Below are 16,833 nucleotides of genomic sequence, written 5' to 3' on the forward strand. Positions count from 1 at the left end.
TGCGGTATCGCTCATGACCCAGGCGGTGTTGGACGCCACACCCGACTCGACCGCAGCATCGTTGATATGACTGCAAGCAAAACCGCTCTGGTGACCGGGGCGAACAAGGGCATCGGCTACGAGATCGCGGCCGGGCTGGGCGCGCTGCGCTACAGCGTCGGAGTCGGCGCCCGTGACCAGACGCGACGCGATGAGGCCGTCGCCGCACTGCGCGCGGCGGGCGTCGACGCCTTCGGCGTGCCGCTGGACGTCACCGACGACCGCAGCGTCGCCGAGGCGGCGGACCTGATCGCCGAACGTGTCGGGCACCTGGACGCCCTGGTCAACAACGCCGGCATCACCGGCGGGCACCCGCAGCAGCCGAGCACCGTCGACCCCGCCGTCATCCGCACGGTCGTGGAGACCAACGTCATCGGCGTCATCCGGGTCACCAACGCCATGCTGCCGTTGCTGCGCTGTGCACCGTCGCCGCGGATCGTGAACATGTCCAGCAGCGCCGGCTCTTTGACCCGCCAGTCCGGACCGGGTAGCGAGACCACCACCGGCCCCGTCGTCGTGGCCTACGCCCCCTCGAAGACCTTCCTGAACGCGGTCACCCTGCAGTACGTGCAGGAACTGGCCGAGACGAACATCCTTGTCAACTGCGCGTGCCCCGGATTCGTGGCCACCGACCTCAACGGCTTCCGCGGTGTGCGCAGCCCTCAGGAAGGTGCCGCGACCGCGATCCGCTTGGCGACCCTGCCCGACGGCGGTCCCACCGGCGGGTTCTTCGAGGACGCGGGCGTCATCCCTTGGTGACGACACCGGAAAACCAGACGGCGGGCCCTGGCTGAGCCCTGCGGATACCGCGGACGGCTGACTCCGACGTGAGGTTCACCCAGCACGACCCACTTGCAGAAGGACCTCATCGATCACCCGTCCCCGCGACACGTCGTCGCGCATCCCCAACACCTCCACAGGAAGAACTTCATGAACATCGCAGTCCTCGGCACCGGCAAGGTCGGCACGGCACTTGGCACCCGGCTGGCCTCCGCCGGTCATCAGGTCGTCTACGGATCGCGTACGCGTGCCGGTGAGAAAGGAACCCTCACCCACCATGAAGCCGTCGCCTCCGCCGACGTAGTCGTCACCGCCGTTCCCGGCACCGAAGTCGTCACCACTCTGGAGGAGATCGGAGAAGACGTCCTCGGCGAGAAGGTGGTGCTGGACCCATCGGCTGCGTTCACCCCGCAGATGACGATGGCCTACCCCGGTGACAGCGTGGCCCAGCAGGTGCAGAAGCGGTTCCCGCGGGCGCGGGTGGTGAAGACGCTCAACACGATGAACTTCACCATCATGGTCGACCCGCTGGCCTCCCTCTCGCAGGCGACCGCCTTCGTCAGCGGCGACGACGCCACGGCCAAGACCGTCGTCACCGACCTGCTCGCTGATCTGGGATGGCCCCGCGGTTCCATTCTCGACCTGGGCGGTGTCGAAACTGCTCTGGCCACCGAGCACGCCGCACCGTTGTTCTTCGCGACTATCCGGTCCCTGGGGACCGTGAAGTTCAACATCTGCATTTCCCGGTGATAAGTGAGCCACGACGTTGACCAACGAGCTGAGCGACCAACAGGGACCTCTGGAGTCCGGGTTCGACCCCACATCGGCGGTGTCTACCTCAAAGAAACGACGTGTCCGTGGTGAACGAAGAACCGCGACCGGTCACCGCCGACAGCATCCCGGCCGAGGTGGCCTCCCACGCCACCGATCCGGCAGCCGGCTCAGCGTCTGTGGGAACTGGGCGAAAACCTCCTCCGCTCCTGAGGAGCAGACCTTCCAGAGCCAGTCAGGACCACCATCATGAGCACTCCGTTCACCGAAACCGCCGGCCTGCCCGTCAACGCTGCCCAGCCCGTCGCACATGTTCCGGCGAACCTGTGCCAGGCAGCGCCGAAACTTCACAGGTTCCGGTGGCGCCTCGGATACTGCATGATCGAGCCGTGCTGATCGAACTGGTGAAGGTCGCGAGGTTTCCCGGAACCTCCTGGCTGGCCGATGTCCGAACCTCGTTCGGTCACACGGCAGTCCGGTGGTGCGGGGACCGGGCCGCAGAGCCTGGCCAGTACCACGTCGAGTGGACCATCGACGAGGACATCGTCTGGGGGCGGAACGCCAAGCCGGCTGCGGGTATCGGTCCTGGGCTCCGGACGGGCGGGCACTGCGTTGTGCTGCGGGGCCGGTTGAGCGTCACAGAGCACGGTGCCGCCCTGCTGGACCTGGACGGCAGCGCTATCTTGCTGGACCTTGCCGATCCTCTGCCCGAAGGTGTTGCCGGCACCTGGGTCGAGCTCTTCATCGAGCGCGAGAAGATCGCTCTCTACCCCTATGAACTCTGACCAGAGGTCAGTTCTTGGTCGTCTCCCACCCAGACAAGCGGGTCTCGACGACGCGGTCGGACAGATAAATCATGGTGGCTTCGGGATCCATGCCGAACGCGGCGGCGACGCGTTTGGGATCCATGGTGTTGACCAGGTCGAGCAGTCGAGTGCAGCGGATCATGCGGGGCGGGAAGCCGCAGGCGTCGAGGATGTGGCTGACATAGGCGGTGGATGCCGGTCCCCGGCCGGACTTCGTCTGGCGGGTGACCATGACGTGGGGATTGTCGGTCCGCTGGGCTTCGCGATGAGCCAGACAGCGTTCGCTGGGGGGACGATGGCGTCGATGGCGTCGAGGCGCCGCTCGTTGCTCATGTGCGCGAACCCATAGGTGTCGCGGTGGGTGTTGCTCTGCTGGTCCTTGCGGTATCGCCCGGTGAGCATGCCGCCGGCAAGCGGGCTCCAGACGAACACGCCCATCCCGTAGCGGCGGCAGGTGGGCAGTACCTCGCGCTCGATGCCGCGGTCGAGGATGGAGCAGGGAGACTGTTCGGTGCGGAAGCGGGCGAGCCCACGGCGTTCGGCGACCCATTGGGCCTCGACGATCTGGGAGGCGGGGAATGTGGAGGTTCCGATGGCTCGGACTTTGCCGCTGCGCAGCAGGTCGGTCATCGCCGAGAGGGTTTCCTCGACGTCGGGGTCGGGCGGTGGATCTGGTAGAGGTCGATGTGGTCGGTACCCAGACGCCGCAGCGAGTTCTCGACCTCAGTAATGATCCAGCGCCGCGAGTTGTCCCGCTGGTTTGGATCATCATCCATCGGGCCGTGCTCCTTCGTGGCCAGCACGGCGTCGTCGCGACGTTCTCTCAGTGCCTTGCCGACAATCTCCTCGGACTCGCCGCGCGAGTACATGTCGGCGGTGTCGATGACGTTGGTGCCGGCGGCAAGCGCCCGGTGGATGATGCGGATCGCGTCGTCGTGGTCGGGGTTGCCCATCGCCCCGAACATCATGGCGCCGAGCGAGTGGGAGCTTACTCGAATCCCGGTACGTCCGAGATTGCGGTATTCCAACGTCGCCCTTCAGGCAGTGCGGGTCGGAGCGAGGCCGGTCGCGGGTAGCGCGGCCCGCGTGTCAGCGGTCGAGCTTGAGTGCGCCGTGGCCGACGTGGGTCGTCCCGGCGACGCTGCGGATCAGATTCAGCAGGTCCTCGTGCAGACGGTCGGTCATGCGGCCCTCGGCGACACTGCGTTCGAAGGATCGGTTGACGCCTCTGATCGCCGCACGGCCGGCGGCTTCGAACGGGTCCTCCTGATCGGTACCGTCGAAGGGGAACTCGGTCCCGGCGATCCGGCGCGACACCTCGACCTCGGCCAAGGCCACGACGCCGGGATTGGCGAGCGTCATCGCGCGGGTCAGCGTCGCCTCCTCGTGGTCGAGGTGGTCACGCAGGTCGCGCCACCACTTGTCGACGAGCCCGACGAAGTCGACGGATGGATCGGCGTAGTAGAGCGCGATGAGTCGCTGCTCGCGTTCGGCCGGCCATTCGGTGATGAAGTCGAGCTTGGAGGGGAAATAGCCCGTCACCGTTCGAGGGGCCACGTCGGCGGCCCCGGCGATGTCGGCGATGGTCGTTCCCTCATAGCCATGTTCGACGAACAGCCGCAGGGCGGTGTGCAGGATGTGGCGCCGACGGCGCGCCTTGTTCCGCTCCCGCAGTCCGGGACCGTTCTCTGTCGTCACGGCGCCCTCCCTCTCGTCGTTCGTCACCGCGCGATTTTTGCTATCCACAGCGTACACGCCTCACGCGGCATAGATGCCTTCTTGTGCAAGATTGCTTTCCATGGCAAGATTTTCGTCGACGGCTTGAACTTGTGTCCGCACGGACGGCAACTACCTGCGGACCGCGTATAGGAGATGGTCTTGAACACTGCACACGCCGACGCACACGGTTTCCCGGTCGGTGATCCGACGTCGATCCTGAGCTGCAGCCCCGTCGTCCTCGACGTCCCGGACAGGCCCGTTCCGCTGGAGGCCAAGGTCACGGCGCCCGCGACGGGCACCGGGCTCCCGGTCATCGTGTTCTCCCACGGGCACGGTGCAGCGAACTTCCTGTCCTCGCTACGCGGCTATGGCCCGCTCGTAGACTTCTGGGCCGCCCACGGGTTCGTCGTCATCCAGCCGACACACCTCGACTCCACCGTGCTCGGACTGCGCGAGCAGGACCTGCCCGACGCGCCCCTCTTCTGGCGCGACCGCGCCCTCGACATGCACGCCGTCCTGGACCGCCTGCCGGAGATCCTCGGCGCCATCCCCGGCCTGCCGGAACGCGTCGACACCAGCAGGATCGCGGCAGTCGGTCACTCGCTGGGCGGCCACACGGTGTCGCTGCTGATGGGCATGCAAGTCCTGGAGCCGCAGGACCCTCGGGAGAAGGATCTGTCGGACCCACGGCTGAAGGCAGGTGTCGTCGTCGGGGCCCCTGGCATCGCCGACGAGCACTTCGGCCCGTGGGCCACTGAGCGCTACCCGTCGCTGCAGTACCCAGACTTCGCGACGATGACCGGCACCACGCTGGTCGTGGCCGGCGACGAGGACCTGAACCCGAACTTCTCCAGCCGCCTGAGCTACCGGTGGGACGCCTACACACACAGTCCGGGCGGTAACAAGACGCTGCTCATGATGTTGGGGGCCGGGCACCTGTTCGGCGGGATCTCCGGCTACGACGCGGCCGAGACCACGGACGAGAATCCAGCCCGCGTCGCCGCACTCCGCGCACTGGTCCTGGCCTACCTCCGTTCCCAACTCCTCGGCGACCAGTCCTGGGAAAAGGCGGTCGACCTGCTCCCGTCCCTGCCGATACCTGTCGCCACGGTAGAAACCAGGTGAGTACGCAACGTCGCCCTCACCGAGGGCCGAAGAGGAGCGATCTGTGAACATCGCCGTCCTCGGAACCGGCAAAGTCGGCTCGACGCCCGGCGCACGCCTGACATCACGAGGTCACCGTGTGCTTTACGGCTCCCGAACACCCACGGGACCCGACCGGCTCGACCACCGCAGCGCCGTCACCTCCTCTGACCTCGTCGTCACCGCCCTGCCCGGCAACGACGTACTCGGCGTCAGCTTCTCGTTGGCCATCTGCCGTTCGTAGGCTTCCAGCGCGGCCCGCTCCGCGCCGAGCTGGTAGCCGTCGGCGCGAGTCCAGATCAGCGGAGGCCGGCCTTTGGATGCGGCCTCGTCCTTGAGTGCGGCCATGCCGGAGCGGACCTGGCTCTGGGAGAGCGCGCCGGCGCGGACCAGTTGGTGGAGGGACCAGCCCGGCCGGTCGTGCTTCGAACAGCACGAAGTGGATGGTGTCGGCGTGCCGTCTGGCGGCGTCGCCCTTGCGCCGTGAGGCGCGCGGCACGGCTACTCGCCTCGCAGCATGCGGGCGAGTTCGTCGTCCATGTCGACCTTGCCGGTGTCGACCGCGGTCTCGATCCAGTCCAGCGTCGCTCGGACTTTCGCGACGTTCTGCTGCACGATCGCGGACTCGTCCTCGGACAGGGTCCGGTCGCGCAGGCCCGGAACGGTGCGGCCGGCCGCGGCGACGAACGAGTGGCAGGCGGTGACCAGGTCCAAGAACTCCACCGTCCGGTCGATGTTGCGGACGGCCGGGGCGACGGGGCTGGTGTCCTCGAAGTGCTCGCGGGCTTGCCGGCCCCCTTCGTTCTGGGCATGGTTGACCTGGAAACGGGCGTGGTCGTCGCTCATCGCCTTGAACGCGACGTCCGGCCGCAGCGGGTTCGTCTCCGCGGTAGTGGCCACCTGCTCGTCGCGGGTGAACTCCTCCACCACCCGGGCCTTGTCGACGGGCGGGGTGAGAATCGCGTCGAAGCGTTCCTCGTCGCTGTCGATGTAGGCGAGAACGCGGTGGACGGTCAACAAGCTCAAGGCCTGGCGAGGCATCGCCACCCGATACGTCAAGACCCCGGACAGCTACCTCGCCGGCCTCCACCTACGAGCCTCGATGATCTGGATCAAAGACCTCACCCGGACCGCCAATTGATCACGACTCAATACACGCCCTAGGGCGTGTTTTAGAAGTAGCGTCGTCCGCCCACTGGGCGGGGCCCACGGCGTCTGGTGCGTGCGATCGCAAGGCGGAGGATCAGCCTCGTACTGGACGTACTTGGATGACTCCGACAACGCAGCGAGCGCGCGTGCCAGGCGTCGTGGGCCAGACGGGACTTCTAAAACACGCCCTAGGCCAGGCGCGCTACCTTCCGCGTGAGGCGCAAGAACTCCGACCGCGCTTGCAGGGGAATCTGCGCTTGCAGCGTGCGTTCAGCGGCTGCGAGCCGCTGCCACAGGGTTGCGTGGAGTTCCTGCCCGAAATCGGTGAGCGTCAGCAGCGATCTCCTGCGGTCGGAGGTATCTCGTGTGTCGCGGACAATGCGCGTGCGGGCAAGGCGCATGACGATCCGCAGCGCGGTCGTCTCTTCGACCGACGCGACTCGCGCCGCCGTGCGGATGTCGATCTGGGGCGAGTCATGAATGACCGTCATGAGCGTGAACTGGGAGCTGCTGACGGAATCGGACACGACGTCGTGCCAGATTCTGCGGTACGCCCTTCGTGCCCGGCGCAGGTGGAACCACGGGCGTGTGTCGAGCGCGGAGACCTCGGTCGGTTCCGGATCGGATGCGCCGGACAGGCTCTCCGCAGGGGGGGACGCAGCGGCGACCAGTGACCAGCTCTGTACGACGGCGGCCGTCTCGGCGGTGCTCAACGGCGCCATGAGCTCGAAGTCGACGGTGTCCGCCCCTTCGGCCGTGGCGGCCAGCAGTTCGATCGCGCGGGGAAGCGCGGTGAGCACGGAACGGCGCGAATCACGCGGGTCCTTCTTGCGTTCGAGCATGCCCGCGTCGACGAGTTTCTTCACCAGTGGCCCGACAGTGGCCCGACCGATCGCGGCGAGTTCGGCCAACTCGTGGTGACCGAGCCCGGGGCGGGTGTGTGCGGCGACCAGAACGAGGAACTGTGGCTGTGTCAGCTCGCCCCCCAACACGCCCCGCCACAAAGCCGAACCGATCTGATCGGCTGCGCTGAGGCCGAAGCAGGCCGTCGCTTTGAGCGTATGAGTGTGACTCGACTCGTCCCGTTCACGTTGCCCGCTGACCGTTCCCTGCTCCCCCCGAGTCGGTTGCCGCTTGGTCGGCACCGTTGATTCCTGCCCCACGCGCCACCCTCCCGAACCCTTTCCTTTTCGCCGCTTGGACACGGGAGTGCTCCGATCTTCGGCTCGCGTTTCGCGTGCGTGCCTCCCGTGTTACGGCCCTGGCAATTCTGCATCCCGCTGAAGACGCGGCGCCAGATACCTGGTACACGTTCTATATCAGATGCCTGGTACGCGGTCTACATCGTAGCGGCGTCGCCCCAGGAGGGTCACCCTCGTCCGACCGGCACAGCAACGGAATTCGGAGTTCAGTCATGCGTAATCGATTCACCACCTTTCGTCGCCCCGCGGCGTTCGCGGCTGTCGTGGCGTTCGCGGCGACCGCTCTTTCTGCCTGCTCGTCCGGATCGGCAACCGGGTCCTCCGGCTGCGCGAAGCAGTACACGATCGGGTTCAGCCACCCCGTCGGCGAATCCGAGTTCGCCGCCGCCCTGAAGAAGCAGGTCACGGCAGCCGGCGTCAAGCAGGGCTGCGTCAAGGTGCTGCTTGACAACACGCAGGCCAGCAACCTCGAGTCGCAGCGAGCCACCATCGAGAGCTGGATGGCACAGAAGGCCGACGCCATCGTCGTACTGGCGGTGGACGCGACGGCCCTCGACGGTCTGCGCGAGCAGGCCCAGGCTCAGGGCACGAAGTGGCTCACCTACGCGGGCGGAACCAAGACCTCGGACGGCTCGGTGGGGTTCGACAACGTCCAAAGCGGTGACCTGGTGGCCAAGGACGCCATCGCGTGGTGGAAGAAGACCTATCCCCAGGGCGGGGTGACCGCCGAGGTGACGACCCTGACACCGTTGGTCGGGTTCAAGGGACGGTGGGAGGAGCCGCTCAAGCAGTTCTCAGCGGCCGGCCTCGATGTCGTCTCGAAGCAGGACTGCGCCGACCAGGAGTGCGGGCTGCAGATCACCGAGGACGCGCTGCGCCAGCACCCGAACCTGCGGGTGGTCGTCGGGATCAACGACGATGCCGCGATCGGAGCACTCAAGGCGTTCACGAACAAGGGCATCGACCCTTCGAAGGTGTACATCGCCGGTCAGGACGGCACTCGCGAGGGTCTTGAAGCGGTGAAGGCCGCAGGCGCCTACCGGTCCTCCGCCGCCATCCTCATCCCCGACCTGGCGAAGTCGATCATCGACAACTCGATAGCCGCCATCACCGGGAAGGGCAGCACCGACTACGAGACCCCCGTCGTCCTGGCGACGGCGCGGGACCCCAAGCAGCTCGACCAGCTGATCCAGCAATACGGAAAGTGAGAGAAGCGTGAGCGTGTCTTCCCTCTCGTCCATGGTTAAGGCCGACCTTGCGGTCCGCGGCCTGCGCAAGGTGTACGACGGAAACGAGGTTCTTCGGGGCGTGGACCTGACCTTCCGTCAGGGGCAGGTGCACGCCCTGCTCGGGCCGAACGGCGCAGGGAAGTCGACCCTCCTCGGCTGCCTCAGCGGAGCGGTGACCCCGGACGCCGGCGAGATCCGGATCGGTGAGAGGCGTTACGCCGGATTCTCGCCCTCCAGCGCCTTCAAAGCCGGGACCGCGACCATTTACCAGCATTTCCAGCTCATCGGTGCACTGAGCGTCGCCGACAACGTGTTCCTCGGGGCTGAGGAAATCGGGCCGCTCGGCACGCGGTTCGGCCACCAGAGGCGACGTACAGCCGAGATCCTGGAGTCGCTCGGTGCGGACATCGCCCCGGATCGCCTGGTCGAGACGCTCAGCGTGGGCGAACAGCAGATCGTCGAGATAGCCCGTGCGCTTCGCTCGGAGCCCTCCGTCCTCATCCTCGACGAACCGACGGCAGCGCTGAGCGAGAGCGAGGTCAGTTCGCTGCTCGACGTCGTGCGGCGCCTCGCCACCGAACACGGGCTCACCGTCATCTACGTCACACATCTGCTCCGCGAGGTGCTGGAAGTCGCCGACGCGGTAACGGTTCTCCGGGACGGCAGGGTCGAGTGGACCCGATCGGTCGACGCCCTCGTTCTCGCTGACCTGGTCCAGGCGATATCGCCGGGAGCGCGTGCCGTCGAGAAGGAGACGAAGAACGAACACGGCGATGTCGTCGTCGAGTTGAAGGGCTTCCGGTCGACCGGGACAGGACCCGTGGACCTGACCGTCCATGCCGGAGAGATCGTCGGAATCTTCGGGCTGCTGGGTTCCGGTCGCACCGACTTGATGGAGGGCCTCGCGGGCGTGCGGCGTACCAGCGGCTCCTATCGCGTGGCAGGCATGGGCATGCATCTTGGTTCACCCCTCGCGGCACGACGACGCGGCGTGGTGTTCGTGGCCTCCGACCGGAAGACCCAGTCGCTCTTCGGTGAGATGACCGCGCAGGAAAACCTGCTGTTGCCGCACTACAACGGGCTCTCACGTCCCTGGCGGAGTCTCCGCCGTGAACGCGCGGTGTTCGACAGGACGGCGGCAGCGACCGGTCTTACGCCCTCGAACCCGAGGCGCGAAGGGGATGCCTTCTCCGGTGGGAACGCGCAGAAGTTGATGGTGGGGCGCTGGATGACCGATATCGACGACAGCCGGCTTCTCGTGCTCGACGAGCCGACACAAGGAGTCGACATCGGTGCCCGGCGGGACCTCTACGCACTGCTCCGGTCCTACGCCCGAGGGCGTGAGCGCGCAGTCGTCTTCGCGACCAGCGACCCCGAGGAGATCGCCGCCCTTGCCGACCGGGTCGTCGTCCTCGTCAAGGGTGAGGTCGTCGACGTCCTCGACCCGAGTGTGGGTGAGGAAACCCTGCTCACCCTCGCTCACGGATAGCGCACCCCATCCATTCGAACGGAGACGTCATGTCCTCTTCTCTGTCCACCTCGCCGCCGCCCACGCGGCTGGCACCCACCGGCACGCCGCTCGTGCCGCAACGCGTCACGCTCGGTGTGATCGCCTGGATACTGCCCATCGCGACCGTTGCCCTGATGGTCTACTTCTCCGTCCGCACGCCGGTCTTCCTCACCGGCGACAACCTCCTGGCGGTCGCGACCCAGAACGCGCCGACGTTCATCGTCGCCATCGTCTTCTCCATGCTGCTGATGGCCGGATACGTGGACTTGTCCGTCGGTTCTCAGCTGGCCCTGGTGGGTGTCGCGTCGGGAGTCGCGCTCAACGAATGGGGGCTGGTTCCGGGCGTGCTGCTGGGGCTGGGGATCGGCGTCGCCTTCGGGGCGGTGAACGGGCTTCTGATCGGGTTCCTCGAATTCTCCCCGATCGTCGTCACGCTCGGCGGGCTTGCGGCAGGCCGGGGGCTGGCGCAGTACATGGGGGAAGGCTCGATATTCGGCTTCCCCGATCCCTTCGTGAACTTCGGTTCCGGATCGTTCCTCGGAGTGCCCTACCTCGTGATCGTCGCGGCGGTGGTGTGCTTCGTAGCCGTGATCGCGATGAGCCGCCTGCCGATCGGCCGGAAGATCATCGCGATCGGGGTCAACGCGAGAGCGGCGTTCCTCGTCGGCATCAGGGTGAAGCCCATTGTCTTCGCCCTCTACCTCACGACCGGTGTCGCGGTGGCGATCGCGGCCCTGCTGCAGATCGCCCGGCTCGACAGCGCGCCCTCGGGCACGTTGGGCTCAGGGTTCGAAGTCACCATCCTCACCGCTGTGCTTCTCGGTGGTGTCCCGTTCGACGGCGGCAGGGGGAGTCTGTGGCGGGTCATCGTCGGCGCATGGCTCATCGGTGTGCTGAAGAACGGCCTCACGCTTCTCAACATCGGCACTGAGCTGAGCGGGATCATCACCGGCGGTGTCCTCGTCATGGCAGCGGCCCTGGAGGCCCTCCGTCACCGCGTCCACCGAAACCAGTAGAACCAGTAGGGAGAGACATGCTTCTCACCGGTTATCTGTCCAAGCTCGGCTGCCGGGCCGGCGAAACCGTCGACGTCATGGTCAGCAGCACCGCCGCGGACGTCACCGTGGGCCTCGTCCGCCTTATCCACGGGGACGAGAACCCGAACGGACCTGGCTTTGTCCACGAGGAGGTCGATGCCGTGGCACCAAGGCTGATCCACGCTGAAGAGCAGGAAACGGCGATCGGCTCCTATGCCGTGGGCTCCGAGGTGATCGACCTTTCCGGCGACGCGCACGTCTCACTGGCCCTGTGGCCGACCACACCGGACAGCGACCGTGAACAGGGCCTGATGTCCCTTCCCGAGGCCGGCCTTTCCCTGGGAATCGTCGGCAGATGCGTCGTAGCCCGCGTGGGCGACGGACTCCTCACTTCCGCGCCGTGCCTCCAGGCGCGTGAGTGGTTTCGGGTCGATCTCACGGTCAGCCCGGCCAGCGCGCGGCTACGGGTGTGGGCACTGCCACACCCGCAGGGGGACGCCGTCCTCCTCGACGAGGCAGTGTCTCCTGGCGTAGCCCTCGGATCGGGCAGGCCGCTGCTCGCCGCCACCCGGCTGACCGAGAGGCAGGACCGGACTTTCCCCGAGGGTCTCTACAACGGCAAGTTGGCCGCCGTGAGCCTCGAAGCGAATGGCGCGACAGAAGGAGCCTGGGCGTTCGAACTCGACATGAGCTCGCAGCGTGCCGTCGATGTCAGTGGACACGAACGCCACCTCAACCTGGTCAACACCCCCACCCGCGCGATGACGGGCCCGACGTGGACCAACCGCTTTCACGCATGGGAGCAGGACCCGGCACAGTGGAACGCGATCCACTTCCATGACGACGATCTCGCCGATGCCGGCTGGCCGGTCTCGCTGGAACTGGAGATCCCGTCCGCGTTGCCCAGCGGCGTGTACGCGGTGCGGCTCCAGGCGAACGGCGCCGAAACGGACTACATCCCCCTGGCCGTACGCCCTCGTGAAGGCGCCCCGCACGCCAGGATCGCGTTCATGCTGGCCACGTTCACGTACCTGGCCTACGCGAACGAGCACCTCACCGAGGGCGACTTCGAGCAGGGAAGCGAGATCCCTGTTCGGACCGGGGAGTGGGAAGACCTGGTGGCCGCGCACCCGGAATGGGGTAAGAGCGTCTACGACCTGCACAACGACGGTTCGGGTGTGGCCCACTCCAGCGCCCTGCGACCGATCCCAAACATGCGTCCGACATACCGGTTCTGGGGATTCCATGCACCGAGGCGATTCCCGGCCGACCTCTACGTCGTCAACTTCCTGACGCAACTGGGTGAACCGTTCGACGTGATCACCGAGCACGATCTCCACTCCGAAGCCGATGCCTTGACGCACTATCAGACCGTGATCACGGGTTCGCACCCCGAGTACTACAGCGGAGACATGCTCGATGCCCTTGACCGGCACGTGGACAGCGGAGGTGGCCTGCTGTATCTGGGCGGTGACGGCTTCTACTGGGTTACCACCTCCGTCAGGGAGCACCCTCTGGTGATCGAAGTGAGGAAGTCTGAGGGGCTCCGCCACTGGGATGCCGAACCTGGCGAACGCCATCACGCGAGTACCGGCGAACTCGGCGGACTCTGGCGCTCCAGAGGGCGCAGCGCTCACCGCCTGTTCGGAGTGGGAATGGGCGCCCATGGCTGGGACAACAAGGCGCCGGGCTACCGCCGGACAGCGGAATCGTATCGGGACGACGTCCGCTGGGTGTTCGAAGGAATAGAGGATGAAGTGATCGGCGACTTCGGCCTGATCATGAATGGGACCAGCGGAGACGAGATCGACCGGATCGATCACCGCTACGGCACTCCACGCGACACCGTGGTCCTGGCTTCCTCGGAGCCGCACTCCCAGTGGTACGTCCCGGTTCCGGAAGATGTCACCACCGTCTCGAACCAGCTGAACGGCACGTTCAACCGTGACGTCAGGTCCGACATGGTGCTGGTCGAGCGAGAGGGCGGCGGCGCGGTGTTCTCCGTCGGCTCCATCATCTTCACCGGGGCCCTTCCCGTGAACGGCGGCGCGAACAATGCGGCCCTGCTCGTCGAGAACGTCATACGCAACTTCACATCCCGCCGGAAGCGGACCTGACTGGGAAAATCTGTTCGACCGCCGGGCACTTGTGGCGCAACCACCCATCGCCGGGCCCGTGCTGAAACAAGCTCAGAAGCTGACGCTGTCGGGGATCTTGGAATCCGAAGTACGCCCTCGGTAGGGAGCTGGAGGACCCCGGCTTCCACCACAGCGTCCTCACCGACGCCACCTGCCCGCCCTTCGCAACGGTGAGCAAGTCCAGGCCCTGCGCCAGATCTTCGTGCAGAACTACCACCTTGATGGTCAGGACCGTCCGAAGTGGCGCGAGAGCGCCCGCTACGCACGCCGCGGCGAGACCCGCGGGAAGGGCTTCCTCGCGCATGTCACCGAAACCTGCGATCCGGACACCCCCAGCGTGATCACCGACGTCAGCACCCCCAAGGCTCCCGTCCACGACACCAAGGCCCTCCCCGGCATCCTGGCCGACCTCTATGATCGGAACCCGCTGTCGAAGGAGCACTTCTTCAACGGCGGCTATCTCTCCGTCGCCATCAAGCAGCAGGTCGCCCGGGAGCACGGCGTCGGCCTGGTGGGACCGATCCGGGCCAGGAGCACCCGACAGTCGCGGCGGGCTCATCTCCACCGCCGTCCTGCGCGACGCCACCCACTGGGACGACGTGGTCACCAAGCTCGGCTACGAACACCTGCGCCGCCACGACCTCCGGCACACCGGACTGACCTGGTTCGCCGACGCCGGAGTCCAGGCACACGTCCTCCGCAGGATCGCCGGCCACGGATCACTGACAACCACCCAGCGCTACCTGTACCCGGACGTACACACCTGGTCCCCGACAACGATCAAGGGCCGGTCTCGGATCTCTCCGAAACCGGCCCCGATCTGCGACTCTCACGAGTCGGGACGACAGGATTTGAACCTGCGACCCCTTGACCCCCAGTCGCGGGCGTGGGTGACGTGGAGTGGCCGAAGGATCCCGGGGCCTACGAACAGGCCGTCGCCGTCCTACTCAGCTGCATGCACCCGCAGCTTGTGCGCGTTGATGGATCAGGCGGCGATGGCGGCAGAGACGCACAGCTCACGGCCCCCGACGGACTCCACGTCTTCGAGATGAAATCCTTCACCGGCCGGATGACAAAGGGGCGCCGGGACAAGGTCGAGAAGTCCTTGGGTCGGGCCGCGCTGCTGAACCCCGTCAGCTGGGACGTCATCGTGCCGATCGACCTCAACCCGACCGAGGAGAAGTGGTTCAGCGGCCTTCAGCAGAGGTTCTCGTTCCCCCTTTTGTGGCGCGGGGCCACCTGGATCAAGGCCCGACTGGCCGAGCACCCGGCTGTGCGCCGGTTCTATTTCGCCAACCATCACGCGGAGCTGGGGCACCTGCTTCAGGAGATCGCCCCCAGCAGGCAAACGTCTCGCCGTGCTCGGGCTGCACATGACGTCCATCCGTTCCGGCTCCCATGGAGGAACCCTCGTGGGAGCCGATCCCACAGGAGCGATCACCTGTCGGCTTCGCCTGGACCGCACGACGCGGGAGTCCTCGATCAAGATCGATGTGAACGTCCCCGAGGCGTTACGGCCTGGGCAATGGCTGGATGTTGTCCGGTTCGCTTCCTATGCGGAACCGGCAAGATACCTTCAGATGACCCTGGCGGGACACGCTGTGAACGACCCCGCGCCCTTCCGCCCCGCGCCATGACGGCGCGGGGCCGGTACTGCGGGTACTCGAACAGCTCGTCGCCATAGAGCAGCTGGCGGTGACCACTCTTATGGTCCCCAAAGGCCCGAGCCCCGAAGACCTTCGCGCCATACGCGAGGCCCACACACTGCTGACGGGTGGAGCGGTCGACGAAGTGGTCACTTCAGTGACCATGGAAGCCGATGACACCGAATCCATACGAGGGCTGTTCACAGCGCCACAGCCTGTTCGGCTCAGGCAGAACCACCCCGCCTACGAGATCAGGATCTTCGGCCAGAACGTCCCCGTCGGCCCGGTCCAGCGCACTCTGCCTCCGCTGTACGCCTCCGAACACCGCCGTACCGCGGATGGTTGGCACATCACGCTCACTGCCGGCACCGAGCCCGGAGCCAACGTGGCAAGCATCCGGCGCGCCGGATAACCAGCAGCTCAGCGGTCCTTGCCACCGCGCTCCGGCAGCAATGCATGTATTTACCACTGGTCCCCAGGCATGGTCCCCAACCCGAGCATGTCCGCCGATGCCATCACGCGGACGCGTCATAGACGGATGAACGTGCGTCCCGGGCGCGAACTGGACACGAGCTCGCCTACTTCTCCTTGCCGCGACCGCTTCACGACTGCAAGCACGGGAGTGGGCTGCTACACCGCACTACGCCAGCACCAAGCCATTGCTGACCCGGGGCCAACCAGACCCCCGGTAGGCGCCGTCGGCCGGGACGGGTACGCCGTGGCGCTCACAGGTATGGATGACGCGACGAGCACAGGACGCGGCCGGGTCGTAAGTGCGTCCCGGCAGCGCAGGTGAGTTCCACACCAGATTTCGCTGTAGGCCAGGCGGGAATGGTCGTCAACGGCCGTGTGCAGGTAGCTGTAACCGGCGTTCCGGCGGTTCTTGCGGCCCGCTTGCCGGCCCAGGACCTTGTGCCCGCACCGCCGTCGGGGATGTTGCCGAGCTTCTTGATGTCGACGTGGACCAACTCGCCGGGCCGGTCGCGTTCGTAGCGGCGGATGACACGGCCCGTGGCCCGGTCCAGATGGGCGAGGCGGGCCAGGCGCAGGCGGCCGGTCTCGGCCCTCCGTGGACAGAACACCTAGTCCGGGCGCCGATGGCGCGCCGGCAAGCAGTCCCGTGACACGCTACCGGGCCGGGGAATCAGCAGCGTCGTAGCGCTGCTGGGCGGCCTCCAGCGCCGGGGTGTTGGCGCTGAACCAGCTCAGCAGCGCGCACAGCTGCTGCGCCAGGCTCCGCCCGAGTGGCGTCAGGCTATAGGTGACCTGCGGCGGGACGGTCGGCTCCACCAGGCGTTCGACCAGCCCGTACCGCACCACCGACTTGAGGTACTGCGACAGCATCTTCTGGCTGATGCCGCCGATGTGCCGGTGAAGGCCGGAGAAGCGCATCGGTCCAGGAACCAGCGCAGCGATGATCAACGCGCCCCATCGGCCGGTCACTTGGGCCATCACCGGCCGCGTCGGGCAGTCCTTGTCGAAAGAGCCTGCCGGAAGCTGGGCGAAAACATCCTTGAACTGCTCACTCACCGCCATGCCACTAGCTTACAAAAAGGTACGTACTTACGAAAGGTCGCCGACGGTCCTAGAGTCGACCCACGGAACCGGCGGTCAAACAAGACGAATGGATTCAAAGTGTTCACAAGCCGTGTATCCCCGGCCTT

The 16,833-nt window shown here is 66.5% G+C and carries 13 protein-coding genes and 5 pseudogenes; 9 read left to right on the forward strand and 9 right to left on the reverse strand.

The features are described from left to right. Positions 1-66: 66 nt before the first annotated feature. From OIE74_RS04305 to OIE74_RS04315, 3 genes are all read left to right on the forward strand, one after another. A complete protein-coding gene (locus OIE74_RS04305; RefSeq protein WP_329378583.1) occupies positions 67-798 on the forward strand; it encodes an SDR family oxidoreductase in 732 nt (243 codons plus the stop codon). Between the two features lie 171 nt (positions 799-969). Next, a complete protein-coding gene (locus OIE74_RS04310; RefSeq protein ID WP_329378585.1) occupies positions 970-1,569 on the forward strand; it encodes an NADPH-dependent F420 reductase in 600 nt (199 codons plus the stop codon). 410 nt (positions 1,570-1,979) lie between these two features. Next, on the forward strand, positions 1,980-2,375 hold the full coding sequence (locus OIE74_RS04315) for a hypothetical protein (protein ID WP_329378587.1): 396 nt from the start codon (positions 1,980-1,982) through the stop codon (positions 2,373-2,375). Between the two features lie 7 nt (positions 2,376-2,382). Here the strand turns inward: OIE74_RS04315 and OIE74_RS04320 are convergent, their stop codons facing one another. The 3 genes and pseudogenes from OIE74_RS04320 to OIE74_RS04330 all read right to left on the reverse strand — a co-directional run bounded on the left by OIE74_RS04320 (position 2,383) and on the right by OIE74_RS04330 (position 4,121). Next, the gene (locus OIE74_RS04320) at positions 2,383-2,538 is read right to left on the reverse strand and encodes a hypothetical protein (protein ID WP_329378588.1); all 156 of its coding nucleotides are present in this window, start codon (positions 2,536-2,538) and stop codon (positions 2,383-2,385) included. A 149-nt stretch (positions 2,539-2,687) separates the two neighbouring features. Next, positions 2,688-3,424, reverse strand: a pseudogene (locus tag OIE74_RS04325) (aldo/keto reductase); the annotation flags it as partial. Between the two features lie 61 nt (positions 3,425-3,485). After that, a complete protein-coding gene (locus OIE74_RS04330; protein ID WP_329378590.1) occupies positions 3,486-4,121 on the reverse strand; it encodes a TetR/AcrR family transcriptional regulator in 636 nt (211 codons plus the stop codon). A 147-nt stretch (positions 4,122-4,268) separates the two neighbouring features. Between OIE74_RS04330 and OIE74_RS04335 the strand changes: the two genes are divergently transcribed. Then, the gene (locus OIE74_RS04335; protein WP_443076019.1) at positions 4,269-5,240 is read left to right on the forward strand and encodes an alpha/beta hydrolase family protein; all 972 of its coding nucleotides are present in this window, start codon (positions 4,269-4,271) and stop codon (positions 5,238-5,240) included. Between the two features lie 228 nt (positions 5,241-5,468). Here the strand turns inward: OIE74_RS04335 and OIE74_RS04340 are convergent. From OIE74_RS04340 to OIE74_RS04350, 3 genes and pseudogenes are all read right to left on the reverse strand, one after another. Continuing rightward, positions 5,469-5,757: pseudogene (locus tag OIE74_RS04340) on the reverse strand (RacP protein); the annotation flags it as partial. A gap of 2 nt (positions 5,758-5,759) precedes the next feature. Beyond that, positions 5,760-6,200 (reverse strand): annotated as a pseudogene (locus OIE74_RS04345) (DUF6192 family protein); the annotation flags it as partial. A gap of 395 nt (positions 6,201-6,595) precedes the next feature. Next, positions 6,596-7,552 carry a MarR family transcriptional regulator gene (locus OIE74_RS04350; protein WP_329378594.1) on the reverse strand — a complete coding sequence of 319 codons (957 nt, stop codon included), beginning with the start codon at positions 7,550-7,552 and terminating at the stop codon, positions 6,596-6,598. Positions 7,553-7,821: 269 nt separating this feature from the next. Here OIE74_RS04350 and OIE74_RS04355 point away from each other — a divergent pair, with 269 nt between their 5' ends. From OIE74_RS04355 to OIE74_RS04370, 4 genes are read left to right on the forward strand one after another with little or no spacing between them, the layout of a single operon-like run. Further along, entirely contained in the window at positions 7,822-8,817 is a 996-nt protein-coding gene (locus OIE74_RS04355) for a sugar ABC transporter substrate-binding protein (RefSeq protein ID WP_329378596.1), read from the forward strand. Between the two features lie 31 nt (positions 8,818-8,848). Next, positions 8,849-10,327, forward strand: coding sequence for a sugar ABC transporter ATP-binding protein (locus tag OIE74_RS04360; RefSeq protein WP_329378598.1), 1,479 nt, complete (start codon positions 8,849-8,851; stop codon positions 10,325-10,327). A gap of 29 nt (positions 10,328-10,356) precedes the next feature. Beyond that, on the forward strand, positions 10,357-11,364 hold the full coding sequence (locus OIE74_RS04365) for an ABC transporter permease (protein WP_329378600.1): 1,008 nt from the start codon (positions 10,357-10,359) through the stop codon (positions 11,362-11,364). Between the two features lie 17 nt (positions 11,365-11,381). Then, positions 11,382-13,502 carry a N,N-dimethylformamidase beta subunit family domain-containing protein gene (locus tag OIE74_RS04370; protein ID WP_329378601.1) on the forward strand — a complete coding sequence of 707 codons (2,121 nt, stop codon included), beginning with the start codon at positions 11,382-11,384 and terminating at the stop codon, positions 13,500-13,502. Here OIE74_RS04370 and OIE74_RS04375 read toward each other — a convergent pair. Then, positions 13,477-14,130 (reverse strand): hypothetical protein, encoded by a 654-nt coding sequence (locus tag OIE74_RS04375; protein WP_329392585.1) that lies wholly within the window; start codon positions 14,128-14,130, stop codon positions 13,477-13,479. The two genes, OIE74_RS04370 and OIE74_RS04375, sit on opposite strands and share 26 nt — an antisense overlap. On the opposite strand from OIE74_RS04375, the pseudogene OIE74_RS04380 reads away from it, so the two are divergent. After that, positions 14,069-14,284: pseudogene (locus OIE74_RS04380) on the forward strand (tyrosine-type recombinase/integrase); the annotation flags it as partial. The gene OIE74_RS04375 and the pseudogene OIE74_RS04380 overlap by 62 nt on opposite strands. A 1,692-nt stretch (positions 14,285-15,976) precedes the next feature. Here the strand turns inward: OIE74_RS04380 and OIE74_RS04385 are convergent. Both OIE74_RS04385 and OIE74_RS04390 read right to left on the reverse strand, forming a co-directional pair. Further along, positions 15,977-16,221: pseudogene (locus OIE74_RS04385) on the reverse strand (IS481 family transposase); the annotation flags it as partial. Positions 16,222-16,297: 76 nt separating this feature from the next. Next, the gene (locus OIE74_RS04390; RefSeq protein ID WP_329378604.1) at positions 16,298-16,705 is read right to left on the reverse strand and encodes a winged helix-turn-helix transcriptional regulator; all 408 of its coding nucleotides are present in this window, start codon (positions 16,703-16,705) and stop codon (positions 16,298-16,300) included. Between the last annotated feature and the right edge of the window lie 128 nt (positions 16,706-16,833).

Source organism: Streptomyces sp. NBC_01716 (genome assembly GCF_036248275.1).
Taxonomy (GTDB): domain Bacteria; phylum Actinomycetota; class Actinomycetes; order Streptomycetales; family Streptomycetaceae; genus Streptomyces.

What these genes read in the sequence shown, in the direction of transcription:
- OIE74_RS04305 (WP_329378583.1), top strand. Translation starts at nt 67, where the DNA reads ATGACTGCAAGCAAAACCGCTCTGGTGACCGGGGCGAACAAGGGCATC.
- OIE74_RS04310 (WP_329378585.1), top strand. Translation starts at nt 970, where the DNA reads ATGAACATCGCAGTCCTCGGCACCGGCAAGGTCGGCACGGCACTTGGC.
- OIE74_RS04320 (WP_329378588.1), bottom strand. Translation starts at nt 2,538, where the DNA reads ATGATCCGCTGCACTCGACTGCTCGACCTGGTCAACACCATGGATCCC.
- OIE74_RS04335 (WP_443076019.1), top strand. Translation starts at nt 4,269, where the DNA reads ATGGTCTTGAACACTGCACACGCCGACGCACACGGTTTCCCGGTCGGT.
- OIE74_RS04355 (WP_329378596.1), top strand. Translation starts at nt 7,822, where the DNA reads ATGCGTAATCGATTCACCACCTTTCGTCGCCCCGCGGCGTTCGCGGCT.
- OIE74_RS04360 (WP_329378598.1), top strand. Translation starts at nt 8,849, where the DNA reads ATGGTTAAGGCCGACCTTGCGGTCCGCGGCCTGCGCAAGGTGTACGAC.
- OIE74_RS04365 (WP_329378600.1), top strand. Translation starts at nt 10,357, where the DNA reads ATGTCCTCTTCTCTGTCCACCTCGCCGCCGCCCACGCGGCTGGCACCC.
- OIE74_RS04370 (WP_329378601.1), top strand. Translation starts at nt 11,382, where the DNA reads ATGCTTCTCACCGGTTATCTGTCCAAGCTCGGCTGCCGGGCCGGCGAA.
- OIE74_RS04390 (WP_329378604.1), bottom strand. Translation starts at nt 16,705, where the DNA reads ATGGCGGTGAGTGAGCAGTTCAAGGATGTTTTCGCCCAGCTTCCGGCA.